At 72.9% G+C, this 23,618-nt stretch carries 19 protein-coding genes; 9 read left to right on the forward strand and 10 right to left on the reverse strand.

Annotation, left to right across the window (positions count from 1 at the left end):
• Nucleotides 1-128: 128 nt before the first annotated feature.
• The gene (locus tag LG324_RS18935) at nucleotides 129-2,027 is read right to left on the reverse strand and encodes a potassium transporter Kup (protein ID WP_404350423.1); all 1,899 of its coding nucleotides are present in this window, start codon (nucleotides 2,025-2,027) and stop codon (nucleotides 129-131) included.
• Between the two features lie 168 nt (nucleotides 2,028-2,195).
• Nucleotides 2,196-3,344 carry an ROK family protein gene (locus LG324_RS18940; protein ID WP_404350425.1) on the reverse strand — a complete coding sequence of 383 codons (1,149 nt, stop codon included), beginning with the start codon at nucleotides 3,342-3,344 and terminating at the stop codon, nucleotides 2,196-2,198.
• Nucleotides 3,345-3,438: 94 nt separating this feature from the next.
• Here LG324_RS18940 and LG324_RS18945 point away from each other — a divergent pair, with 94 nt between their 5' ends.
• Nucleotides 3,439-4,749, forward strand: a complete 1,311-nt coding sequence (locus LG324_RS18945) for a DUF1479 domain-containing protein (RefSeq protein WP_404350427.1) — start codon at nucleotides 3,439-3,441, stop codon at nucleotides 4,747-4,749.
• Nucleotides 4,750-4,795: 46 nt separating this feature from the next.
• Here the strand turns inward: LG324_RS18945 and LG324_RS18950 are convergent, their stop codons facing one another.
• Nucleotides 4,796-6,385, reverse strand: a complete 1,590-nt coding sequence (locus LG324_RS18950) for an alpha-amylase family glycosyl hydrolase (RefSeq protein WP_404350429.1) — start codon at nucleotides 6,383-6,385, stop codon at nucleotides 4,796-4,798.
• A gap of 252 nt (nucleotides 6,386-6,637) precedes the next feature.
• Here LG324_RS18950 and LG324_RS18955 point away from each other — a divergent pair, with 252 nt between their 5' ends.
• Nucleotides 6,638-7,921 carry a DUF222 domain-containing protein gene (locus LG324_RS18955; protein ID WP_404350431.1) on the forward strand — a complete coding sequence of 428 codons (1,284 nt, stop codon included), beginning with the start codon at nucleotides 6,638-6,640 and terminating at the stop codon, nucleotides 7,919-7,921.
• Between the two features lie 461 nt (nucleotides 7,922-8,382).
• Nucleotides 8,383-9,186: a class I SAM-dependent methyltransferase gene (locus LG324_RS18960; RefSeq protein ID WP_404350433.1), complete on the forward strand. Its 804-nt coding sequence runs from the start codon at nucleotides 8,383-8,385 to the stop codon at nucleotides 9,184-9,186.
• Between the two features lie 346 nt (nucleotides 9,187-9,532).
• Here LG324_RS18960 and LG324_RS18965 read toward each other — a convergent pair whose 3' ends face one another.
• From LG324_RS18965 to LG324_RS18980, 4 genes are read right to left on the reverse strand one after another with little or no spacing between them, the layout of a single operon-like run.
• Entirely contained in the window at nucleotides 9,533-11,704 is a 2,172-nt protein-coding gene (locus LG324_RS18965) for an alpha-galactosidase (RefSeq protein WP_404350435.1), read from the reverse strand.
• On the reverse strand, nucleotides 11,701-12,630 hold the full coding sequence (locus tag LG324_RS18970; protein WP_030526511.1) for a carbohydrate ABC transporter permease: 930 nt from the start codon (nucleotides 12,628-12,630) through the stop codon (nucleotides 11,701-11,703). Before LG324_RS18970 ends, LG324_RS18965 begins: the two co-directional genes overlap by 4 nt.
• Nucleotides 12,627-13,535 carry a carbohydrate ABC transporter permease gene (locus LG324_RS18975; protein WP_404350438.1) on the reverse strand — a complete coding sequence of 303 codons (909 nt, stop codon included), beginning with the start codon at nucleotides 13,533-13,535 and terminating at the stop codon, nucleotides 12,627-12,629. The genes LG324_RS18970 and LG324_RS18975 overlap by 4 nt, the downstream gene beginning before the upstream one ends.
• Before the next feature lie 20 nt (nucleotides 13,536-13,555).
• A complete protein-coding gene (locus tag LG324_RS18980; protein WP_030526509.1) occupies nucleotides 13,556-14,908 on the reverse strand; it encodes an ABC transporter substrate-binding protein in 1,353 nt (450 codons plus the stop codon).
• Between the two features lie 234 nt (nucleotides 14,909-15,142).
• Between LG324_RS18980 and LG324_RS18985 the strand changes: the two genes are divergently transcribed.
• From LG324_RS18985 to LG324_RS19010, 6 genes are all read left to right on the forward strand, one after another.
• Complete coding sequence (locus tag LG324_RS18985) at nucleotides 15,143-17,131, forward strand: beta-galactosidase (RefSeq protein ID WP_404350441.1); 1,989 nt, start codon at nucleotides 15,143-15,145, stop codon at nucleotides 17,129-17,131.
• Nucleotides 17,131-17,934, forward strand: coding sequence for a DeoR/GlpR family DNA-binding transcription regulator (locus LG324_RS18990; protein ID WP_030526507.1), 804 nt, complete (start codon nucleotides 17,131-17,133; stop codon nucleotides 17,932-17,934). The genes LG324_RS18985 and LG324_RS18990 overlap by 1 nt, the downstream gene beginning before the upstream one ends.
• Nucleotides 17,931-19,049, forward strand: coding sequence for a galactose-1-phosphate uridylyltransferase (gene galT, locus LG324_RS18995; protein ID WP_030526506.1), 1,119 nt, complete (start codon nucleotides 17,931-17,933; stop codon nucleotides 19,047-19,049). The genes LG324_RS18990 and galT overlap by 4 nt, the downstream gene beginning before the upstream one ends.
• 231 nt (nucleotides 19,050-19,280) lie before the next feature.
• A complete protein-coding gene (locus tag LG324_RS19000; RefSeq protein ID WP_404350444.1) occupies nucleotides 19,281-19,913 on the forward strand; it encodes a ScbR family autoregulator-binding transcription factor in 633 nt (210 codons plus the stop codon).
• Nucleotides 19,914-19,950: 37 nt separating this feature from the next.
• Nucleotides 19,951-20,559, forward strand: coding sequence for a flavodoxin family protein (locus LG324_RS19005; RefSeq protein ID WP_404350446.1), 609 nt, complete (start codon nucleotides 19,951-19,953; stop codon nucleotides 20,557-20,559).
• Between the two features lie 100 nt (nucleotides 20,560-20,659).
• The gene (locus LG324_RS19010; protein ID WP_404350448.1) at nucleotides 20,660-21,169 is read left to right on the forward strand and encodes a hypothetical protein; all 510 of its coding nucleotides are present in this window, start codon (nucleotides 20,660-20,662) and stop codon (nucleotides 21,167-21,169) included.
• Between the two features lie 53 nt (nucleotides 21,170-21,222).
• Here LG324_RS19010 and LG324_RS19015 read toward each other — a convergent pair whose 3' ends face one another.
• From LG324_RS19015 to LG324_RS19025, 3 genes are read right to left on the reverse strand one after another with little or no spacing between them, the layout of a single operon-like run.
• The gene (locus LG324_RS19015) at nucleotides 21,223-21,528 is read right to left on the reverse strand and encodes a hypothetical protein (RefSeq protein ID WP_030526502.1); all 306 of its coding nucleotides are present in this window, start codon (nucleotides 21,526-21,528) and stop codon (nucleotides 21,223-21,225) included.
• A 47-nt stretch (nucleotides 21,529-21,575) separates the two neighbouring features.
• A complete protein-coding gene (locus LG324_RS19020) occupies nucleotides 21,576-22,304 on the reverse strand; it encodes an aspartate/glutamate racemase family protein (RefSeq protein ID WP_030526501.1) in 729 nt (242 codons plus the stop codon).
• Nucleotides 22,301-23,545, reverse strand: a complete 1,245-nt coding sequence (locus LG324_RS19025; RefSeq protein ID WP_404350450.1) for a carboxylate--amine ligase — start codon at nucleotides 23,543-23,545, stop codon at nucleotides 22,301-22,303. The genes LG324_RS19020 and LG324_RS19025 overlap by 4 nt, the downstream gene beginning before the upstream one ends.
• Nucleotides 23,546-23,618 lie beyond the last annotated feature (73 nt).

A 23,618-nucleotide genomic window follows, 5' to 3' on the forward strand; every position in this document is an offset into this window, starting at 1 on the left:
TCGATCCCGCCCGGCCCTCTCGCTCGTCGGGGGACAGGATGCCGGGAGCGCGATCCGGCGCCGACGGAGGAGGCGACGGGGAGCGCGGCGTCCTGTCACCCCGGCCGGCCGGACGAGCGCACCCCGGCTCAGACGTGCAGCTGGGCGCCGACGACGACCGTGCGGGCGATCGGCAGGTGGAAGTACTCCGTGGGGTCGGCCGCGTTGTGCGACATCGCGATGTAGACGCGCTTGCGCCAGCGCGACATCCCGGGCCGGTCGGCGGCGTGGACGGAGACCCGCGAGAGGAAGTACAGCGCGGTGTCGCGGTCGAAGGAGAGGTCCGGGGTCTGCGCGGCGAGCGAGAGCGCGGCCGGGATGTTCTGCTCGTCGGCGAACCCGAAGTGCAGCCGGACGAGGCAGATGCCGTCCCACTCGTCGCCGAGGTCGTCGACGACGACCCGCTCCTCGTCGGGCACGTGCGGGACGTTCATCCGGATCGTGTTGGTGATGATGACGTTCTCGTGGAGCACCTTGTTGAAGTCGACGTTCTCGCGCAGCGACAGTGGGGTCGTGTCGTGACTCGTGTGGAGGAACACGGCGGTGCCGGGCACCCGCTGCAGTCCGCCCGCGTGCGCCTCCTCGAGGAACTCGGTGAGGGGTCGCTCGACCTTGGCCCGCCGCGCCTTGACGACGCGCTGCCCCTTGGACCACGTGAGCATGACGAACGCGATGACGGTCGCGAGCAGCACCGGCAGCCAGCCGCCGTGGGTGATCTTCGTGGCGTTGGCGGCGACGAAGCTCAGCTCGACCCAGAGGAACAGCCCCCCGAACGCCCACAGCCGCCACCGGGGCCAGTCGAGCGCGGCGTCGGCGTAGACGAGGAAGAGGCACGTCGTGAGGGCCAGGGTCGCGGTGACGGCGAGGCCGTAGGCGACCGCCAGGTGCTCGGAGCTGCGGAAGCTGAGCATGAGGGCGAGGACGCCCGCGAAGAGCACCCAGTTGATCGCCGGCACGTAGATCTGCCCGCCCTCGTGCTCGGAGGTCTGGCGGACGGTGAGGCGGGGCAGGAAGTCGAGCCGCTCGGCCTGCCGCGACACCGAGAAGGCCCCCGAGATGACGGCCTGCGACGCGATGACGGTGGCCGCCGTGGCGAGGACGACGAGCGGAAGCGTCGCCCAGTCGGGTGCGAGGTGGAAGAAGGGCCGGTCGATCGTCGTGGGGTCCTTGACGATGAGCTCGGCCTGCCCGAGGTAGTTGAGGGTGAGGCTCGGGAAGACGAGCCAGAACCACCCCGTGGCGATGGCCGGTCGCCCGAAGTGGCCCATGTCGGCGTAGAGCGCCTCGGCCCCGGTGATCGCGAGGACCACCGCGCCGAGGGCGAGGAAGCTGACGAGCGGGTGGGCCAGCGCGAACTGGAGCGCGAGGTGCGGGCTGAGCGCGAGCAGGGCCTGGGGGTAGGCGAGGACGTGCGGCAGCCCGAGCGCGGCGAGCGTGAGGAACCACAGGACCATGACGGGGCCGAAGAACCGTCCGACCCGGTCGGTGCCGTGGCGCTGGACGACGAACAGGACCGTGATGACCGCCGCGCCGAGCGGCAGCACCCACGACGTGAGCCCGGGCTCGACGACCTCGAGACCCTCGACGGCGGACATCACGGAGATCGCGGGTGTGATGACCGAGTCGCCGTAGAACAGGGCGGCCCCGATGACCCCGAGCACCATGACGAGCCGGAACCGCTTGCCGCCGGGGCGCACCGAGCGCCGTGCGAGGAAGGCGAGCGAGAGCACCCCACCCTCGCCGTCGTTGTCGGCCCGCAGGACGAAGAGCACGTACTTGACCGACACGACGAGCGTGATGGCCCAGACGACGGTCGAGACGACGCCGAGCGCGTTGTCGCGCGTCGGCTCGACGATGCCGCCGTCGAGCGCGAACACGGTCTGCATCGCGTAGAGCGGGCTCGTGCCGATGTCGCCGAAGACGACGCCCAGGGCCCCGAGCACGAGGGCGCGCCGGGTCGTGGACGAGGGGGCGGACGGTGCGTTCACGGTGCCGAGCGTAGGCGGCGCAGGGGCCCGTCCCGCCCGGAGTCGAGGGCGGAAGCGGTCGCGGGGGCAACCTCGAACGCCCTCGACCTGGCACCGGCGTTCCCACCCCCGGGGTCGAGTGCGCAGGTGGTTGCCCTGGGTGCCGTGCGCGCACTCGACACCGAGGGGTCAGCGCGCGGCGGACCCGGTGACGACGTGCTCGCGCAGCCGCCGCAGCGCCTCCTGCCGGGCGCCGGCGAGCGCGGGCTGCTCGCGCACCGCGGGCGGGCGGAGCGGGACGCGCCGGGGCATCGCGTCGACCTGCCGCGCCACCCGCTCCAGGAACGCCGGGTGCGACCCCCACACCCCGCCGAGGACGACGGCGGCGGGGTCGGTCAGCGCGACGAGCGCCGCGAGGACGCCACAGACGGCGCTCGCGAGCGCGTCGAGCGTGGCGGCGGCCGCGGCGTCGCCGTCACCGGCCTCGAGGAGGCCCAGGACGGCTTCGGTGTCGACGGCGGTGCTGCCGCCTTCGCGCAGGCCGAGCGCGCCGATGACGTCGGTGAACGGACCGGCCCGCCCGTCGGGCCCGGTGGTCACGAGGTGCGCGACCTCCCCCGCGAGGCCGCGGGCGCCCCGCAGCACCACGCCGTCGGCGACGACGGCGCACCCGAGCCCGCGGTCGAGGTAGAGGTAGGCCAGCTCGCCCCTGCCGGCGGCGTCCGGGCCCGCCGCGGCGAGCTCGGCGCGCGCTGCCCAGTTGACGTCGTTGTCGACGACCACCTCGCCCTCGACGAGGGGCGCGAGGAGCGGGACGGGCGAGAGGTCGCCGACGAGGAAGGGCGCGTCGGGCAGGTGGACGAGCGCCCCGCTCGCGCGGTCGACGGGGTCCGCGGCGCTGACGACGGCCACGCGGACGGCGCCGGGGGCCGCGGCCGCCGCGCGGGCGACGACCTCGGGCAGGACGCGCTCGAGCCGGTCGGGCGTGGTGGGCAGGGCCAGCCCCTCCGTGGCCCCGCTCACCACCCGTCCGTGGACGTCGACGGCCTCGGCGCGCACGCCGTCGGGGGCGATGCTCACCGCCAGCGCGACGCCGAGGTCGGGGACGAGGTCGAGGATGGTGCCCGCGCGTCCGCGGCCTCCGGTGCGCTCACCGGTGTCGCGCACGACGCCGGCCTCGGTCAGCCGGCGCACGCTCTCGCCGACGGTGGGCTTCGACAGGCCCGCCCGGGTCGCGATCTGCGCCCGGGTCAGCGCCGGCTCCTCGAAGAGCACCCCGAGCACGTGCCGGTCGGACAGCTGCCGCAGCAGCCGGAGGGAGGGCTTGGGGGGCTCCACGGCCGCGATCCTAGTAAGGACTCTTGCCGAGATCGACCCGTCGCGCCTACACTCGGGATTCAGTCAGGAGTCCTTACTGAATGGAGACCGGCCGATGACGACCACCGCCACGCCCCGCGGGCAGCACGCGCAGCCCCTGCCCGCCCTCCCCCACTGGGAGGAGCCGCCCGCGGACCTGCGCGCCGCGACGCGGGAGGTCAAGGCCGCGCTGCGCGCCCGCCTGGAGGCCTCCGGGCGCAGCGTCGAGGAGGTCTTCGCCGTCGTCGAGGCGCGTGTCCGGGCGGCCGTCGAGGAGGTCGAGGCGCAGCGGGCGCGCGGCGAGGAGGTCTGGCCGGTGCTCGACTACGCCGACATCGCCTCGGGCGCGGTGACCGCCGCCGACCTCGAGCGGCTGCGCCGCCGCGGCTGCCTCGTCGTGCGCGGCCACTTCCCCCGCGAGCAGGCCCTCGCCTGGGACGCCGGCATCGTCGACTACGTCGAGGGCAACCGCTTCTTCGAGGACTACCGAGGCCCCGGCGACGACTTCTTCGGCAGCGTCGGCTCGCGGCCCGAGATCTACCCCGTCTACTGGTCCCCCGCCCAGATGGAGGCCCGCCAGAGCGAGCGGATGGCCACCGTGCAGCGCTTCCTCAACGGCCTGTGGCGGCACGAGTCCGAGGGCACGACGTGGTTCGACCCCGAGCGCGACTCGCTCTACCCCGACCGCATCCGGCGCCGCCCGCCGGGCGCCGACTCGGGCGGCCTCGGCACGCACCTCGACCCCGGCACCCTGGACCTCTGGATGACGCAGGCCTACCAGCGCGCCTTCCGCCACCTCTTCGACGGCAGCGTCGAGCAGTACGACCCGTGGGACGCCGCGCACCGCACCGCGGGCCCGCAGTACCCCGGGACGACGATGTGCTCGGCCTTCCGGACCTTCCAGGGCTGGACGGCGCTCTCGGACATGGACCACGACCAAGGCGTCCTGCACACCGTGCCGGTCCCGGAGGCGATGGCCTACCTGATGCTGCGGCCGCTGCTCGCTGACGTGCCGGACGACGACATGTGCGGCGTCACGACCAACCAGGTCTTCCCGGCCTCGGAGCAGTGGCACTCGCTGCTGCTGCGCGCGGTGAGCGGCATCCCCGACGTCCGCGCCGGCGACTCCGTCTGGTGGCACTGCGACATGATCCACGGGGTCGCCCCGGTCACCGACCAGCAGGGCTGGGGCAACGTCATGTACATCCCGGCGGCGCCGTGGTGCCCGCGCAACGAGGCGTACGCGGCGTCTGTGCGCGAGGCCTTCGCCGACGGCAGCAGCCCGTCGGACTTCCCGGCCGAGCACTACGAGCGCACGTGGCCGGACCGCTTCGTCCCCGAGCAGCTGAACCGCACCGGCCGCCGGGGCCTCGGCCTCGAGGACTGAGCGGCGCGGCGCCGGTGTCCGAGGGGGACGCCGGCGCCGCTCGCGCTCAGGCGCGCTCGAAGATCCCGTACGAGAAGCCGGAGGCCTCGGCGCGGCCGCTCTCGAGGCGGACCCCCTCGACCTCGAGGCCGCGCGCGCCGTCCCACCCGGCCGGCAGTGTGGCGGTGGCCGGCTCGCGCCGCGGGTTGACCACGACGAGGTGCGTGCCGCCCCGGACGTACACGAACGGGTAGTCCTCGGTCAGCACCTCGAGCGAGCCCTCCGGCTGCAGCGCCGGGGTGGCGTGCCGCAGGGCGAGCAGGCGCCGGACGAGGTGCAGCAGCGAGCCCTCGTCCGCGCGCTGGGTCGCGACGTCCGGGCGCTCGGGCGAGGGGTCGAGCGGCAGGTAGAAGTCCGACTCCGGCGCGGTGGAGAAGCCGGCTCCCGGCCCGGGCTCCCACTGCATCGGCGTCCGGGAGCCGGTGCGGTCCTGCGTCGTCTGCAGCAGGCTGCCCTCGCGGTCCGGCAGCCCCTCGACGTAGCGCATCCCGATCTCGTCGCCGTAGTAGATCGTCGGCAGCGACGGCCACGTGGCGACGAACGCGAAGGCCGCGCGGGCCATCGGCGCGGTGCGCGGGCCGGTGACGAGGCGCGCGTAGTCGTGGTTGGAGGTCGGCAGGGCGACGTGTCCGCCGCCGACCCCAATGGCGTCCGTGGCCCGCCGCCACTCGCGCAGGAAGGTGTCGACACCGCCGCTGCCCTCGGGGTCGAAGAAGTAGCGGTCGGTGTCCGTCCACGAGGGGTCGTACGTGCCGACGCCGGTGTGCCACAGGGAGCGCAGGCCCGGGCGGCCGAAGTGCAGGAAGAAGTCGGCGTGGAACCCGGCCGGCACCGCGACGGCGGGGTCGCCCCACTCCGAGAGCAGCGCCCGGTCGGGGTGCTCGCGGTCGAGCCACTCCCGCATCTCGGCCCACAGCCGCGCGGTCTCGTCGTGCCCCGGGTCGTCCTTGACGAGCGAGGCCGCCATGTCGACGCGGAAGCCGCTGATGCCGAGGTCGAACCAGTGCGCCATGACGTCGCGCAGCGCCTGCCGGTTGGCCCGCGGGCCCTCGGCGTCGACCGGGTCGCGCCACGGCTGGTCGGGGTCCTGGCGGGCGTAGCCGAAGTTGAGCGCCGGCTGGCAGGGGTAGAAGTTCAGCTGGTAGTAGCCGCCCCGGCGGCCCGGCACGGGGCACCAGATGCCGGCCGGAATCCCGACCCGCTCGTTCCAGATGTAGCGCCCGTCGGCCGGGTCGTCGACCCACTCGCGGAACCACGGGTGCTGGTCGCTCGTGTGCCCGGCGACGAGGTCGAGCAGGACGCGGATGCCGCGGCTGCGGGCGGCGTCGACGAACGCGGCGAGGTCCTCGTTCGTGCCGTAGCGCGGGGCGACGGAGAGGTAGTCGGCGACGTCGTAGCCGGCGTCCGCGAAGGGCGAGGCGAACAGCGGGCTGAACCAGACCGCGTCGACCCCGAGCCACGCGAGGTGGTCGAGCTTCTCCGTGGCCCCGGCGAGGTCACCGATGCCGTCGCCGTTGCCGTCCGCGAAGGTCTGCGGGTAGATCTGGTAGAGGACCGAGTTCGCCAGCCAGGCCGGCTGGGGGCGGGTGCTGGCCATCCGGCCACCATAACCAGCCGCTGGTGGTCGTGGGCTGCTCGGTTCTCCACAGGTCGCTCGTCGCCCGCTCGTGGTCCACAGGCGGGTCCTCGGGCCCGGGCGGCTGTCGGTGCCGGGTGGAATCATGGTGGCATGTCAACGGGGACAACCGAACTCGCGAAGCGCCGCTCCGCGATGGAGGCTGCCGGCGATGCGTTGACGGGTATCTCGGAAGTGCTGTTCGGGGCGGTAGGAGCGGAGCTGGGTGAGCTGATGGGAGTGGCCGACCGGCTCGCGGCGCTGGCCTCGGCGGCGCGGGTGGCGGTCGCGGTGGAGGCGGTTCGTCGGGGTGAGGTCGCGGGGGCCGGGGTGCAGGAGTGGGTGCGCGGGCTCGCGCCGTCGCTGCGCCAGGGCGGGGCGGTCGCGGTGGCGCGGATCGCGGTGGACGTCGCCGCGGCCGGGTCGGGCCCGGACCGTCCCCCGGCAGAGGACTCACCGCTGGGGATCGTCTATGACGCGGTCCGCGACGGGCGCCTGGAGGCCGGCACCGGATGCGCGGTCCTGCGCGAGAGCGCCCGGGTGCAGCCGCTGCTGCGCGACGAGGCGCTCCCGACCGTGGCCACCGCGCTCGTCGACCTCGCGCAGCAGCACGGGACGGCGCTGATGCGCGGGCTCCGGCCACGGCTGATCTCGCAGTACGGCCACCACGGCGCCTTCGACGACCTGCAGGCCCGCCTCGCGCCCTCGGCCCGGCTGTCGACGCCGCACGTGGAGTCCGGCGACCTGACCGAGTACCAGCTGTGGATGACCCCGGAGCAGGCGGCCGCCCTCGAAGCCGCGATCGGGCCGCGGTCCGCGCCCCGCCCGGACGGGCAGACCGGTCAGCGAGACCTGCGCCCGGCCGGGCAACGCCGCGTCGAGGCCCTGACCGAGGTCTGCACGATCGCGAGTGGCGTCGAGGCCGAGGCCCGGGCCGGGTCCCCCGCGACGCTGCACGTCGCGATGAGCCTGGCCGACCTGCAGGCCGAGACCGGCGCCGGCGAGGTCCTCGGCTCGGTCGCCACCGGCACCCTCCTCGGCCCGGACACCCTGCGCCGCCTGACCTGCGACGCCGCCCTCGTCGCGCACGTCCTGGGCACCCAGGGCGAACCCTTGGCCTTGGCCCGGCTGCTGCGGCTCTTCACCCGGGCCCAACGCCGCCACCTCCTGATCCGCGACCGCGGCTGCACCTACCCCGGATGCACCGCCCCCGCCGCCTGGACCCGCGCCCACCACGTCCGTCACTGGGCCGACGGCGGCCCGACCGACGTCCTCAACGCCGCCCTGCTCTGCCAACGCCACCACACGACGGTCCACCGACGTCGGCTCTGGGCCGAGGTTCGGCAGCAGCCCGACGATCGCGGCCGCCACGTCGTCTGGGACCTGACCGACGGCTCCTACGACCGCGCCCTCGCCGCTCTGCCACCCCCGACGCCCGATGAGCCGGTTCTGTCGGCCACGGACCACGTCCCGGACGACCCCCCGGACCTGCACTTCGACACCTGGCGGTATGCGTGACTCACGGCAGCCGGGCCACCCGCGCCGCCGGACCGCAGGCGCAACCCAACCATCGCTCATGCCGTTGAGCGCGAGCTTCCGCGACGTCACGGTGATGACGCAGAAACTCACGGCGGACGCGGATACATCCGCGTCCCGTGCCAGCTTCCGCGTCATCCCAGTGGCGGCAGGGATGTCCACGATGAAAGCGCAGGTGCGACATCATCGGGCAAGTCCCCGGCGCGCCAGTCTTATCGCTCATGCCGCAGGCCGGGAAGCGCGGCACGGGGCATGACCACTGGGGCGCCGGTGGATCGGGGACCTGCCTCGGTGCCGTGTGGCGGTTTCCCACTGGATATCCGGTGCAGTCTCAGGGCCAGAAGTGGTTGGGTCCTTCCCAACGCGTCTCAGACATGCCTTGGCACAGCACGAGGGGCAAGGTACGAATCGAAGGCGCGGTCCACCCCGCGTGTCGTCGAAAGATGGAGGGGATCGCGGTGGCCGGATATGGGGCGCTCTCCGACGTGTACGAGTGGCTGATCGGAGACGACAAGCTGACCCCCGCCAAGGCAGCCGAGGCCTACTACAGCGAAGTCGTGGGCTCTCTGCCGCCCAACGCGCGCGTCCTCGACTGCGCGTGTGGAACCGGCCAGCTCGCCGTCGGCCTGGCGAGTCTTGGCCTTGACGTGGTCGCCACAGACGCCAGCGACGGGATGGTTCGCCGGACCGAAAGGGTCGCCAACGAGCAGGGTGTCTCGCTTCGAACCCTCCGCGCGCCCTGGGCCGAGCTACCCGACCACCTGGAGGACTCCACGTTCGACCTGGTGTTCTGCGTCGGCAACTCGCTCGGGCACGCCGAGGGCGCAGCCGGTCGCCTGACAGCACTGGCAGCGATGTCGCGGCTGCTGAATCCAGGCGGACGACTCGTGCTCACCTCACGCAACTGGGAGCTCGTGCGCTCCGCCGGCTCACGGGTGGACGTGCGCGATCACCTCATCCGCCGCAACGACCGCGATGCGGTCGTCAGCTACTACTGGCAGATCGAACAGCGCTGGGAACAGGAGCACTTCCTCGAGATCGTGGTCGCCCAGATCGAGCCGGATGGGGCAGTGCGAACCTGCTCGGAGCGGTTGTCCATCTGGCCCTATCGGTACGAGGACCTCGTGGCGCAGTTGCGGAGCGTCGGGCTCACGGTGCAATCCACCACCTTCGACCCAGAGAGCGATGGCTACCTGGTGGTCGCCGGCCACGGCCAGGCGCGAGGCGCGCCCGAGCCGGTGCGCTGACCCGCGTCCTTCGTCCGGCCGGCACTCGATCCGTCCTCAATTGCCGCGGATGGCGCACCTCTCCCCGTAAAGCGGATGGTGGTGGACGGTGAGCGCTTCGAAGTCACCGAGCGTGCCGGCGAACCCGGCGTCTACGACCTCCTCTGGGTCTCGGGGCCCATGAGGGATACGGGTTCACCAGCTCCGCCTACGGCGGTGACCTCCAGACAGATGCTGTGCTCGAAGACGCCGTCCGCAACGTTCTGAGCCAGGTAGATCGCAGGACTGGCTACATCGACTGAGCAGCCTCAGCTTCCGCGCTGGGGGCGGGTGCTGGTCATCGCTCCACCCTGGCCAGCGGGCCCGCTCACGCCCCGTCGACGGAGGTCAGGTGCAGGAGGTACCCCTGGCCCGGCGCGAGGGCGGGGACGGGTAGCCCGTGGTCGTCGAGCACCGCACCCGCGACGAGGATGCCGTCGTCGCCCTGCGCCTGCTCGAACCACCGCGGGCCCCGCACCTGCTGGCTCTCCGGCAGGCCGGCCTCCGGTCGCACGCGCACCCGGTAGCGACGGGCCGGGTCGAGCCCCGGCAGCGGCACCGCCCCGGGCGTGACCCCGCGGCCGCTGACGACCCGGACCACGGTGAGAGCGGCCGCGGACCGGTCCGCCGCGACGACGCCGCCGACGACGAGCGAGGGGTCGGGATGGTCCGAGCGCACGACGTCGCCGGTGTGCAGCAGCGGCCGCAGCTCGCGGTAGAGGCCGCTCCACGCCCGCAGGGCGTCGAGCTCCTGCGGCGAGCAGGTCGAGATGTCCCACTCGAGGCCGGCGTGCCCGCCGAGCGCGACGAGCATCCGCAGCGAGAGGTCGAGGTCGCGGTGCGTCGTGTGGGCGCGGGGCGGCCCGACGTGCGTGCCCATCCGCTCCGGCGGCACGAGCAGGCCGGTCCACCGCTGGATGGCGACCCGCTCGAGGGCGTCGTTGCAGTCCGAGGTCCACACGCGGTCGGTGCGCGCGAGGACGCCGAGGTCGACGCGGGCCCCGCCGCTGGAGCACGACTCGATCTCGAGCGCGGGGAACCGCTCGCGCAGCGCGTCGAGGAGCCGGTAGGTCGCGCGGGTCTGGGCCGCGACGGCGGGCCGGTCGGTGCCGGTGGCGTCGGTGCGCACGGCCTCGTGGAGGTCGCGGTTGTGGTCCCACTTGACGAAGTCGACACCGTACGTGCCGATGACCTCGGACATCGCGGCGAGGACGTGGTCGAAGGCGTCGGGGTTCGCGAGGTCGAGGACGTGCTGGTGGCGCGAGGGCGGCGTCGGACCGGCGGCCGGGCCGAGGACCCACTCCGGGTGGGCGCGCACGACGTCGGAGTCGAGGTTGAGCATCTCGGGCTCGAACCACAGCCCGAACTCCATCCCGAGGCCCTTGACGTGCTCGACGAGCGGGCCGAGGCCGTCGGGCCAGACCTCGTCCGAGACCTGCCAGTCGCCGAGGCCACGGGTGTCGTCGCGGCGCGACCCGAACCAGCCGTCGTCGAGGACGAAGCGCTCGACGCCGATGGACGCCGCGGTGTCGGCGAGCCGTTGCAGGTGCCCGAGGTCGGTCTCGAAGTAGACCGCCTCCCACGTGTTGAGGACCAGCGGGCGGGGGCGACCGGCGCGGTAGTCCGCCCCGGCGCGCTGGTGGCGCACGAGGCGCGCGGTGAGGCCGTCCAGGCCCGCGTCGGACCAGACCGCGACGACGTCCGGGGACGTCCAGGTCTCGCCCGGGCCGAGCCGGACCTCGCCGGACTCCAGCGCCTCGCCCGCGCCGATGACGGCCGCGTGGGCGCCGGCGCCCTCGGGGAGGCGCTCGACGAGGTGCTCGTGGTGGCCGCTCCAAGCGGCGTGCACCGCCCAGACCTCACCGTGGCGGAAGCCGAACCCGGCCGTCCCGGCGGTCATGAGCAGGGTCGCGTCGTGGCCGGTGCGGCCGCGGCGGCCGGTGCGCAGCCAGGTGCCGTCGGCGACGAGACGCCGCTGCGGCGTGCGCTCGCGCACCCAGCGCCCGCTGAGGTCGAGGACCTCCTCGGCGCGGGCCGGCAACGGCAGGAGGGTGCGCAGGGCCGCGACCTCGAGCGGCGCCGTGCCGGCGTCGGCGGTCGACGTGACCGAGGTCGACGTCGTGAGCACCCCGTGCTCGTCGAGCGCGAGGACGAGCTCGACGACCGCCTCGCTGTCGACGGCCTCGGCCCGCACCGTCGCGCGCCCGCCACCGCCGGTGACCGTCGCGACCCAGCGCGGGGCGGCGGCGCCCCCGGCGCGGTGCAGGGCGATGCCGGGCGTCCCGAGCCAGCCGTCGCCGGAGGTCGGCAGGACGGTGAGGTCCCACGGCTCGTCGAGCGCGTTGTTCGCGACGGGGGTGTCGCGCAGCAGGGCCAGGTCGGCGGCCGCCGCGTCGGGGAGGTCGGCGCCCCAGTGCAGGACGGCGGGCAGGCCGTGGTCGCGGTGGGCGAGGACGAGGGCGACGCCCCCTCCCCGCAGGACGGTGTGGTCGGCGCTCACCCCTTGGTCGACCCGAGCGTCAGGCCGGAGACGAACTGCTTCTGCAGGACGAAGAACACGACGAGGACCGGCAGTGCCACGAGGATGGATCCCGCCGCGACGAGGTTGGTGTCGGAGAAGAACTGCCCGCGCAGGTTGTTGAGCGCGCTGGTCACCGGGTACTTGTCGCCGCGCGAGATGAGGACGGTCGCCCAGAAGAACTCGTTGTAGATCCACGTGACCTGGAGGGTCGCGAGGGCGGCGAGGGCCGGGCGCACGAGCGGCATGGTCAGCTGCCAGTACTGGCGCCACACGCTCGCGCCGTCGAGCTCGGCCGACTCGTAGATCTCGTGCGGCAGCGTCTTCATGTAGTTGCTGAGTACGAAGGTGCAGAAGCCCAGCTGGAAGGCCGTGTTGACGAGGATGAGCGCCCAGAAGCTGTTGAGCATCGTCCCGCTCGAGCTCATGAACTCCGGGAGGGGGATCTCGCGGAACATCCGGAACACGGGGATGAGGAGCGCCTGCGGCGGCAGCAGGTTCGCCGCGAGGAAGATGCCGAGCAGGGTGAGGTTGAAGCGGTACGAGAACCGCGCGAGGACGAACGCGACGAGCGAGGACAGGAACAGCGTCAGCGCCACCGCCGGCACGGTGATGAGGAGCGAGTTCTTGAAGTGCAGGCCGAAGTTGCCTCGGCTCCACGCGTTCTCGTAGTTGGCGAGGGTCCATCCACCGAACGACAGGTACCCGTTGGTCTGCGTGTACGAGTAGTCGCGGAAGGAGTTGTAGAGGGCCCACAGCAGCGGGAACAGCCAGGCGATCGCGAGGACGAGCATGATCACCGTCGCGACCTTGCCCCGGCGCTTGTTGAGGACGCCGCCGGAGGGCCCACGGCCCCCCGGGCTCGAGGGGCGGCTCCTCACGGGGGCCGGGGGTGCGGTGGTGGTCATCGGCGGTCCTCCCGGAAGACGATGCGCAGGTAGATGGTGATGAACACCGACGAGATGACCATCATGATGACGGCGAGCGCCGACCCGAAGCCGTAGCGCGTGGCCTCGCCGATGACGTTCTGCGACACCAGCGCCGAGATCAGCTCGAGGCCGTTGCGGCCCTTGTTGATGATCCAGACGAGGTCGAACGCGCGGAGCGACTCGATGACGACGATGACGAGGACGATCATGTTGATCGGGCGCATGACCGGGAAGATGACGTTGAAGAACGTCTTGACCTCGTTCGCGCCGTCGACGGCCGCGGCCTCGCGCAGCGACCCGTCGACGCCCTTCAGGCCCGCCAGGTAGATGAGCATGATGTAGCCGGTGTGCCGCCACGCGGTGGCGACGAGCACGGCCCACAGGTTGACGTCGGGGTCGCCGTACCAGTCGACGTTGCCCTTGAAGAGCTCGTTGATGAGGCCCTGGTCGGTCGAGTAGAAGAGCTGCCAGATGAAGCCGACGAGCGCGAGCGACAGCACGACCGGCAGGTAGAACGCGGTCTGGTAGAACCGGCTGCCCCACATCTCGCGGTCGAGGACGACCGCCAGCACGACCCCGAGGATCGTCGGGAGGACGAAGAGGAAGACCAGCCAGACGAGGTTGTGCTGGATGGCCGGCCAGAACGGCGGGTAGATCGTCGCGATGTCGACGTAGTTCTTCGTCCCGACCCACTCGATCGAGCTGAACTTGAACCCGTTCCACTTCGTGAACGACAGCGCCACCGAGGCCACCGCCGGCAGCCAGACGAGCCAAACCACGAGGATCGTGGGGACGCCGATCATCAGGGAGATGACCAGACGGTCGCGTGCTCCTCGCTTCTTCTCGACCCGTCGTGACTGCCGGCGTGCGGTCCTGGTGGCCATCGTTCCTCCTCGTCCCCGGCTCAGCCGAGGATGGACGCGGCCTGCTGCTGGATGGACGACGTGACCTTGTCGATGTCGTTCGGGTTCTTGATGAAGTCCTGGAGCGCGACGGTGACGACGGTGTTGGCGAGGTCGGCGTTGGTGTCGCGGTCGAGGAACTGGGCGATGTTCTTCGCGTTCTGGACGACCTCGACCGACTTCTTCTGCAGCGCACCGTACTTCGCGGTGCTGGCACCCGAGTTGGCGGCGATGAACGGGGCCGAGCCCGCGTTGTTGCCGGCGTCCGCGGCCTCGGCGCTGCCGAGCCACTTGATGAACGCCTTGCCGGCCTCGGTGTCCTGCGCGCCCTCGGCGACGCAGAAGCCGTCGATCGGGGCGTCGAGCGCGTCGGCGCCGATCGTCGAGTCGAGCGCCGGGAAGGTGAAGAAGTCCAGGTCCTCCTGCGCCTCGGTCGGGACGCCGTCGACGACGAAGGTGCCGAGGAGGTACATCCCGCACTCGCCCTTGGACATCGAGGTCGCGGCCTCCTGCCAGGTGCGGCCGAGCGAGTTCTCCTGGTGGTAGGGCAGGAGGGTCTTCCAGGTCTCGAAGACCTTCTTGACCTCGGGGCTGTCCCACTTCTGCTCGCCCTTGGTCAGCTGCATGTGGAAGTCGAAGCCGTTGAGACGCATGTTGAGGATGTCGAAGGTGCCCATCGGCGCCCACGCGTCCTTGGCCGCGAAGGCGAAGGGGGTGATCTTCTTGCCCTGCATGTCGGTCATGAGGGCGTTGAGCTCGTCCATCGTCTTCGGCTCGGTCCAGCCGTTCTTCTCGAAGACCGACGGGCGGTAGAAGACGGCCCACGGGTAGTAGCTGATCGGGACGAAGTACTGCTTGCCGTCCGACGCGGTGGAGGCCTGCTTGAAGGCGTCGCTCATGCCGTCGATGGGCCACACGTCGCTGAGGTCGGCGATCTGGCCCGCCTCGGCGAACTGCGACATGCGGAAGCCGGCGAACCACGTGAACACGTCGTCCGGGCTGCCCTGGAGGTAGGTGGTGATGCTCTCCTGGAAGGTGTTGTGGTCGACCGCGTTGACCGAGACCTGCACACCCTCCTTCTTCGCGTAGGCGTCGGCCATGCCCTGCAGGCGCTCGTAGGCCGGCCCGGAGCCCTTGGCCTCGTTGACGCCGAACTTGACGTTGCCGGCCTTGGCCGAGGCGCCGCCGCCGCTCGTCGAGGGCGAGTCGTCGCTGCCGCAGCCGGCGAGGGAGCCCGCGCCGAACAGGGCGCCGGCACCGAGGGCGCCCGACAGGAGGGTCCGGCGGTTCACCCCGCGGACGGAGGCGGGAAGGGAGCTCGCGAACCGGGGGTCGCGCGGGGCCGGGCGTGCCATGGGTGTCTCCTTTGACGAACGTGCCGCTCCTGACAGTTTCGATCAGAAACGAACAACCGATGGCTCCAGAGTGTGGAGTCGCGCCGCGAGGGTGTCAAGGGTCGTGACCAACCTTTGACCTTCGGAAACCACGGGCACAGCCGGATTGGCGCCTCACCCGCCACGGCGGCCGCCGTGTCGGTCGATGTTCGTATCTGTTGACAGATGTCGATTCCGCGCAACACACTGTCCGCCATGCGTCCATGGCCCGACGACCGCGTCGCCTTCGGTGGGGACTACAACCCGGAGCAGTGGCCGCGTGCGGTGTGGGACGACGACATGCGGCTGATGGCCGCGGCCGGGGTCAGCTTCGTCACCCTCGGCGTCTTCTCGTGGTCGTGGCTGGAGCCGACCAAGGGCGAGTACGAGTTCGGCTGGCTGGACGAGGTGATGGACCTCCTCCACGCGCACGGCATCGCCGTCGACCTCGCCACCGCCACCGCCACCCCGCCGCCGTGGCTGAGCGCCGCCTACCCCGAGATCCTCCCCGTCGACCGTGAGGGTCACACCCTCTGGCCGGGCAGCCGGCAGGCCTGGTGCCCGTCGTCGCCGCTCTACCGCGAGTTCGCCCTCGCCCTCACCGACCGGATGGCGCAGCGCTACCACGACCACCCGGCGCTGGCGATGTGGCACGTCTCCAACGAGTACGCCTGCCACAACCTGCCCTGCTACTGCGACACCTGCGCGGTGTTCTTCCGGCGCTGGCTCGAGCGCCGCTACGGGACGCTCGACGCCCTCAACGAGGCGTGGGGCACGGCCTTCTGGAGCCAGCGCTACACCGCGTGGGACGACGTGCTGCCGCCGCGGATCACGACGACGTTCGGCAACCCGACCCACGAGCTCGACTACCACCGCTTCGGGTCCGACACCCTGCTCGACTTCCACGTCGCCGAGAAGGAGGTCATCCGGCGCCACTCCCCCGACGTGCCGGTGACGACCAACTTCATGACGATGAGCGGCTTCCGGCTGCTCGACTACCACGACTGGGCGCCGCACCAGGACGTCGTGAGCACCGACCACTACGTCGTCGACGCGCTCGAGCACCCCCGCGCCGAGCTCTCGTTCCACGGCGACCTGACCCGCGGCCTCGCCGGCGGCGCGCCGTGGATGCTCATGGAGCACTCGACGAGCGCGGTCAACTGGCAGCCGGTCAACCCCGCCAAGCCACCGCGCGAGACCCTCCTCGACAGTCTCACCCACGTCGCCCGCGGCGCGGACGCCCTCGGGTTCTTCCAGTGGCGCCAGTCGCGCGCCGGCTCCGAGAAGTTCCACTCCGCCCTCGTCCCCCACGCCGGCGAGGACAGCGACCGCTTCCGCGAGGTCTGCGAGCTCGGCGCCGTCGCCGGGCGGCTCGGCGAGCTCGTCGGCTCGCGCGTCGTGGCCGACGTCGCCGTCCTCTGGGACTACGAAACGCAGTGGGCGGTCAGCGGGCCGTGCATGCCGTCGGCCGCGCTCGACTACCCGCAGGCCGCGCACACCGTCCACCGCCTGCTGCGCGACGCCGGCGTCACGTGCGACGTCGTCCACCCCGACACCGACCTCTCGGGCTACCGGGTCGTCGTCGTCCCGACGCTCTACCTCGTCTCCGACTCCGCGGCCGAGCGCATCGCGGCGGCCGCCGCGGCCGGGGCCCATGTCGTCGTCACCTACTTCTCCGGCATCTCCGACCCCGACGACCACGTCCGGCTCGGCGGCTACCCCGGCGCGTTCCGCGACCTGCTCGGCGTCCGCGTCGAGGAGCTGTTCCCGCTGCGGGTCGGCGAGTCCGTCGCCCTCGCCGGAGGCGGCAGCGGCTCGGTATGGTCCGAGGACGCCCGCGTCCGCGACGCCGAGGTGCTCGACTCCTACGCCGACGGGCCGCTGGCCGGCCGGGCCGCCGTCACCCGCCGCACCGTCGGTGAGGGCGCCGCCTGGTACCTCGGCACGCTGCCCGACGACGCGACCCTCGCCGCGCTCCTCGCCCGCGTCACCGACGAGGCCGGGGTCGCGCCGGTCGCCGACGTGCCGGCCGGTGTCGAGGTCACCCGCCGCCGCTCCGCCTCGGGCTCCTGGCTCTTCGTCCTCAACCACACCGACGCCGGCTGCGAGGTCGCCGTCACCGGCCACGACCTCGTCGCGGGCGCCGACGTGGGCCCGGTCACCACCGTGGCGGCGCGCAGCGCGGCGATCGTCCGGGAGGCCTGATGCTCGCCAGCCAGCGCCGCGCCGCCATCCTCTCCATCGTCGAGGAGCACGGCGCCGCCCGCGTCTCCGAGCTCGTCGACCAGCTCGGCGTCTCGGACATGACCGTCCGCCGCGACATCGAGCGGCTCGACGGCGACGGCCTCCTCGAGCGCGTGCACGGCGGGGCGGTCGCCATCACCCCACGCGCCACCGACGAGCCGGGCTTCACCGCGAAGTCGACGCTCATGACCGCCGAGAAGCAGGCCATCGCGCTCGAGGCCGCGCGGCTGGTCCAGCCCGGCGCGACCATCGGGATCTCGGCCGGCACGACGACCTACGAGCTGGCCCGCGCCGTCCGCGACGTGCCCCAGCTGACCGTGGTCACGAACTCGGTCCCCGTCGCGCAGCTGCTCCACGAGTCGCAGTCGGCCGCGCACGTCGTCGTCCTCACGGGGGGCGTCCGCACGCCGTCGGACGCGCTCGTCGGGCCCGTCGCCGTCACCGCTCTCGCCGGCCTGCACGTCGACCGGCTCTTCCTCGGCGCGCACGGCATCGACCGCGCGGCGGGCCTCACCACGCCCAACCTCGTCGAGGCCGAGACGAACCGGGCGCTCGTCCGCTCGGCCCGCTCGGTGTGCGTCCTCGCCGACCGCTCGAAGATCGGGATCGTCGGCCTCTCGACCTTCATGGACCTCTCCGAGGTCGACACGCTCATCACCGACTCGGGCATCCCGGCCCGGGCGCGGCAGGTGCTCGTCGAGTCGGTCGAGCACCTCGTCCTCGCCGAGCCGGGCCGCCCCCGCCAGGTGGGCGACGCCGGATGACCCGGACCCGCACGGTCCGGCGCACGGTCCGCTCGCTCGCCGACGGCCGCGAGATCATCTACTTCGACGACTCCCCGGACGCGCCGGAACGCACCGCGGTCGACCGGCGCGAGCTCGGGCCGCGGGCCTCCGCCGGGCACGTCCGCTACGACGCGCTCGTCGGCGACTGGGTGGCCGTCGCGGGGCACCGGATGAACCGCACCTTCCTGCCGCCCAAGGACGAGTGCCCGCTCTGCCCGACCGGGCGCGGCAGCGTCCCCTCCGAGATCCCCGACGCCGAGTACGACGTCGTCGTCTTCGAGAACCGCTTCCCCTCATACGCCCCCGTCGCGCTCGACGACGTCGTCGCCCCCGAGGGGTACCTGCACCGTCCGGCGCACGGCCGCACCGAGGTCGTCTGCTTCACGAGCGACCACGACTCCTCGTTCGCGGCGCTCGGCCCGGAGCGCGCCCGCACCGTCGTCGACGTCTGGGCCGACCGCACGGCCGAGCTCGGGGCCACGCCCGGCGTCGAGCACGTCTTCTGCTTCGAGAACCGCGGCCAGGAGATCGGGGTGACGCTGCACCACCCCCACGGTCAGGTGTACGCCTACCCCTACGTCCCCGCGCGCACCGCCGAGATGCTGGCCCGGGCCACCGAGCACCACGCCCGCACCGGTCGGCTGCTCGGCGCCGACCTCCTCGCCGCCGAGCGCGCGGACGGCTCGCGCGTCGTCCTCGCCGGCGAGCACTGGACGGCCTACGTCCCCTACGCCGCGCGCTGGCCGGTCGAGGTGCACCTCGCCCCCCACCGCGACGTCCCCGACCTCGTCGCCCTCGACGACGCCGAGCGCGACGAGCTCGCCCACCTCTACCTCGAGCTCCTGCGCCGCCTCGACGGCTACCACGTCGGCGACGACGGACCGGTCCGGCTGCCGTACATCGCCGCGTGGCACCAGGCCCCGGCGCGCACCGGCCGCGAGGTGTCGCGGCTGCTGCTCCAGGTGATGTCCGTCCTGCGCGGACCCGGCAAGCTCAAGTACCTCGCGGGGTCCGAGAGCGCGGTCGGTGGCTGGGTCACCGACACCAGGCCCGAGGCGGTCGCGGCGCGCCTGCGCTCGCTCGCCGGCGCCTGACGCCGGCAGCGGCGCCCGGCGGAGTCCCTGCGCCCCGCCGGGCACCGCCGTGCGGACTACTCGCCCCTCCTCGAGCGGTCACGCACCCCCTGCGAGGCGTGGCGTGGGCATCGTACGACAAAACCGACCAGCCGGTCTGTTGTCGTTCGTCGACGACCGGCACAGCCCGGCCACAGACGGCACGCGTAGCCTCGTCCGCGACCGACCCGGCCGACGACCACGAGGAGCCACGTGCCCCGGCAGCAGCGGGCCGTCGCCACGCGCAGCAGCATCCTGCGCGCCGCGGCGGCCGTCATCGAGCGGCGTGGCTACGGGGCCGCGACGGTCGCCGAGATCGTCCGCGAGGCGGGCATCACCAAGGGCGCGCTGTACTTCCACTTCGCCTCGAAGGAGGCCCTCGCCGAGGCCGTCATCGCCGAGCAGGGCGAGTGGCGCACGCAGCACGGCCCGGACGCCGACGCCCCGGTCCAGGCCGTCGTCGACCTCGCGTACTCCTTCGTCGAGGCGCTGCTCACCGACCCGCTGATGCGCGCGAGCGTCCGGATGACGCTGGACCGCGTCGCCGCGGACGAGGTCATCCGCGCCGGCTACCTCGGCTGGATCGAGGCGGTCGCCGACCTGCTGCGCGAGGCCGAGGCGGCCGGGTCCCTCGTGCCGGGCACCGACCCCGAGCGGTTCGCCTACGTCGTCACCTCCGTCGTCACCGGCATGCAGCTGACGAGCGAGGCCCTGACCGGCCGGGCCGACCTGATCGAGCGGGTCGAGGACTTCTGGCGGCTCGTGCTCCCGGTCCTCGTGCGCCCCGAGGAGCTCGCGGGCGTCGACCCACGGCCACCGGGGTTGCGCACCACCGAGGCCGGGTAGCACCGCGGGGACCGCACCCCACCCCGATCGGAGAACCGTGGCCGACCTCACCGCCCTCGTCCTCAGCTGCACCCTCTCGCCCTCCCCCGCGCCCTCGAGCACCGAGCTGCTCTCGGGCCAGCTCCTCGAGGCGCTCGCCGAGCACGGCGTGACCGGCTCGACCGTCCGCGTCGTCGACCACGACGTCACGCCCGGCGTCGAGGCCGACATGGGCGACGGGGACGCCTGGCCGGCCATCCGCCGCCAGGTGCTCGCCGCCGACATCGTCGTGCTCGCCACCCCGACGTGGATGGGCCAGCACTCGAGCGTCGCCCAGCGCGTCCTCGAGCGCCTCGACGCCGAGCTCGGCGAGTCCGACGACGAGGGCCGCCTGCTCACGTACGTCAAGGTCGGCCTCGTCGTGGTCGTCGGCAACGAGGACGGCGCGCACCACATCTGCGCCGTCGCCTACCAGGGGATGAACGACGTCGGCTTCACGATCCCCGCCAACGGCTGCACCTTCTGGAACGGTGAGGCGATGACCGGCACCGACTACCGGGACCTCGACGAGACGCCCGAGCAGACGGCCTCGGCCACGCGGACCGCCGCCGCCAACGCCGCGCACCTCGCCCGCGTCCTGCGGGAACGGCCCTACCCGGCGTCCTGACCCGGCGCTGACCGACCCGGCAGACCCCTGACCGGACCCGTACCGCACGCTCACGCACGCTTGGGCCGGGGCTGACCCCCGCCGAGCAGGCTGTCCCCCCGTGAGCACCCCCACCGCCGCCCCGTCCGCCCGTCGTCCCCGCCGTCGCCTCCCCCGCGGGCTGCGCCGGGCGGCGGCCGCCCTCCTGCTCGCCACGCTCGGTGCGCCCGCCGCCGCGAGCGCCGCGCAGGCGCTCCCGCCGGCGCCCCCGAGCGTCGCCGACGCCCGCGACCAGCTGGCCGGGCTGCACGTCGGCTACGAGGACAACGTCGGCTACGACCGCAGCGCGTTCACCCACTGGGTCACCATCAGCGGCACGTGCGACACCCGCGAGACGGTGCTGAAGCGCGACGGGTCGGGCGTGACGACGGACTCCTCGTGCCACGCGACCTCGGGCACCTGGCGCAGCGTCTACGACGACACGACCTTCACCGACTCCTCGTCGCTCGACATCGACCACGTAGTCCCGCTCGCCGAGGCCTGGGGCTCCGGTGCCAACCTCTGGACCGCCGCCGAGCGCAAGGCGTTCGCCAACGACCTGGCCGTCCCGCAGCTCGACGCGGACTGCTGACGACCTCGCCTCGCCGCCCCGACCTCGCCTCGCCGGGGTGTCCTGACGCACCGTCAGGACGAGGTGACCCCGGCACGACGAGACGTGCCCGGCGCGGCGGACGTCCGTTGCCGGCGGGCGCGGACGAGCGCGACGACGCCGCAGCCGAGCAGCCCCGCCGGGAGGAGGAACGGGGCGGCCATCATCCCGAGGAGGACGACGGCGTCGGCCGGCGGGAGGGTGCAGCCCCACCCGAGTCCCTCGCACTGGCCGCCGGCGTTGTGGTCGGGCAGCGAGAGGTGCAGCACCGCGACGGTCGCCGCCGGCAGGAGCCAGAGCACGCCGAGCACGACGAGGTACGGGCGGAGGGAGCGCAGCACCCGTCCACCGTGCCACGCCCGGCGGGTGCCCGCCCGAGCAGGAGTGCTCAGGCGCGCAGGCGCCCGCCGGCCCGGCGGATGGTGGCGACGGCCACGGCGTCGATGGAGTCGACGACGAGCGGGTCCTCGACCCCGAGGTCGCCCCGCAGCACCGACAGCTCGGTGCAGCCGAGCGCGACGGCCTCGGCCCCCTTGGCCCTCAGGTGCTCGACGAGCGCGTCGAAGCGGCTGCGCGACACCGGGTTCCCCGCCTTGACGCCGTCGTAGATGACGCTCATCGTCTCGCGCTGCTCGTCGGGGTCCGGCAGGACGAGCTCGACACCGGCGCGCTCGGCGGAGCGGGCGTAGGTGCCGGCCGCGAGGGTGCCGTCGGTCGCGAGCACGCCGAGGCGGCGCAGGCCCGGGACGGCCGCGCGGGCGGCGGCCACGGTCTCGTCGACGGTGTCGAGGACCTCGATGTCGACGGCGGCGCGCATCTGGTCCACCCAGACGAGCGCGGTGTTGCAGGGGATGGCCACGAACGTCGCGCCGGCACGTTCGAGGGCCCGCACGTCGGCGACGAGCGCGGGCTCGGGGCTCTCGTTCTCGCCTCGGAGGAAGCCGGTGCGGTCCGGGATCGAGCCGTGCTGCCAGACGAGGAGGTCGACGTGGTCCTGGTCGCGGCGCGCGTCGGTCAGCTCGACGACGCGGCGCAGGAAGTGGACGGTGGCGGCGGGTCCGAGGCCGCCGAGCACGCCGCCCGGCTGCCCCGGCACCGGGACGTCGGCGCCCGTCATCGGCGGTCCGTGAAGTGAGCGCGGAACTTGCGCACCTGGTTGAGGTGGTAGGCCGCGTTGTACGCCCGCCGCTTGAGCGTGAGGTCGGGGGCGTAGACGTTCGGGTCGCTCGCCCGACCGCTCTTCATCAGCCCGATCGCCTTGTCGCGCAGCGCCTCGTCGAGGACGTAGTGCTTGACGACGTACTTCGGGACGAACGCGAAGAGGTGCTCGCCGCGGGCGATCGTCAGCCCCTCCATCGGCTCGTGGCGCACCCAGTCGCGGACGTACCACTCCGAGACGTTGTGGCCGCCGGCCGTCACGTAGAAGTTCGAGCGGCCGAGGCGGACGTTGATCTCGAAGAACTTGTACGTGCCGTCGCGCCGGTCGTACTTGAGGTCGAAGTTGCTGAACCCGACGTAGCCGATGTGCTCGAGGAAGCGCTTGGCCTGCTCGACGACCTCGTCGATCTCGGTCGTGATGATGACGCAGGGGTTGCCGATGGCCAGCGGGTGGTGCTCCTCGAGGAGGACGTGCCCGACCGACCCGAAGACGACCTTCCCGTCGCGGTCGGAGTAGCAGGTGAGCACCCGCATGTTCGTGTCGTCACCCGGGACGAAGTCCTGGAGGAGGAAGTTGCCGTCGTAGCTGCTGGCCCGCACCCGCCGCAGGGTGTCGGCGAGCTCCTCGGGGGTGTCGCAGACGTAGACCTTCTTCTTCCCGTCGAAGCTCGCGTAGTGGTACAGCGCGCTGTCGGCGGGCTTGGCGACGACCGGGAACTCCCACGGCAGGTCGCGCTCCTCCCCGTGCTCGCCCGAGCAGTCGACGACGATGGTCGCCGGGTGCGGCACGCCGACCTCGTCGAGGATCCCGTAGAAGACGTCCTTGCGCACGATCCGGTCGAGCAGGTCCAGGTCGATGTACGGGATCGTGAACCAGGCCGAGAGCCGGTCCTTGTGCTCGATGATCATCCGCACGTACCAGTCGCCGGCCGCCACGAGCAGCAGCGGCGGGCGGCCCTCGCCCCCGTGCTCGCGCCCGACCCGCTCGAGCTCGCGCACGAAGGTGTCGGCCTCCTCGAAGCCCGGCACGAGGACGTGGTCGCACAGCGTCGAGAGGGCGACCGGGCCGCCCTCGCTCATGTTGACGACGAGCGGGCGCACGCCGTACGCCTCGTGGAAGGTGCGCACGAGCGTGTAGGCGGTGATGTCGCCACCGAGGACGACGGGGCGGAAGTCGGTGGCGGGAGCGGCAGGAGGCACGCGTGGGGTCCTTCGCGGCAGGGGGCGTCTGGCTCGGCCACCCATGATCCCCCATCGGCCGGGCCGGGCCGAA

Source organism: Phycicoccus jejuensis (assembly GCF_044797865.1).
GTDB lineage: Bacteria > Actinomycetota > Actinomycetes > Actinomycetales > Dermatophilaceae > Phycicoccus > Phycicoccus jejuensis.

Coding starts and splice junctions, on each gene's coding strand:
- LG324_RS18945 (WP_404350427.1), top strand. CDS start 3,439: ATGACGACCACCGCCACGCCCCGCGGGCAGCACGCGCAGCCCCTGCCC.
- LG324_RS18950 (WP_404350429.1), bottom strand. CDS start 6,385: ATGGCCAGCACCCGCCCCCAGCCGGCCTGGCTGGCGAACTCGGTCCTC.
- LG324_RS18955 (WP_404350431.1), top strand. CDS start 6,638: ATGGGAGTGGCCGACCGGCTCGCGGCGCTGGCCTCGGCGGCGCGGGTG.
- LG324_RS18960 (WP_404350433.1), top strand. CDS start 8,383: ATGGAGGGGATCGCGGTGGCCGGATATGGGGCGCTCTCCGACGTGTAC.
- LG324_RS18970 (WP_030526511.1), bottom strand. CDS start 12,630: ATGACCACCACCGCACCCCCGGCCCCCGTGAGGAGCCGCCCCTCGAGC.
- LG324_RS18975 (WP_404350438.1), bottom strand. CDS start 13,535: ATGGCCACCAGGACCGCACGCCGGCAGTCACGACGGGTCGAGAAGAAG.
- LG324_RS18980 (WP_030526509.1), bottom strand. CDS start 14,908: ATGGCACGCCCGGCCCCGCGCGACCCCCGGTTCGCGAGCTCCCTTCCC.
- LG324_RS18985 (WP_404350441.1), top strand. CDS start 15,143: ATGCGTCCATGGCCCGACGACCGCGTCGCCTTCGGTGGGGACTACAAC.
- LG324_RS18990 (WP_030526507.1), top strand. CDS start 17,131: ATGCTCGCCAGCCAGCGCCGCGCCGCCATCCTCTCCATCGTCGAGGAG.
- galT (WP_030526506.1), top strand. CDS start 17,931: ATGACCCGGACCCGCACGGTCCGGCGCACGGTCCGCTCGCTCGCCGAC.
- LG324_RS19020 (WP_030526501.1), bottom strand. CDS start 22,304: ATGACGGGCGCCGACGTCCCGGTGCCGGGGCAGCCGGGCGGCGTGCTC.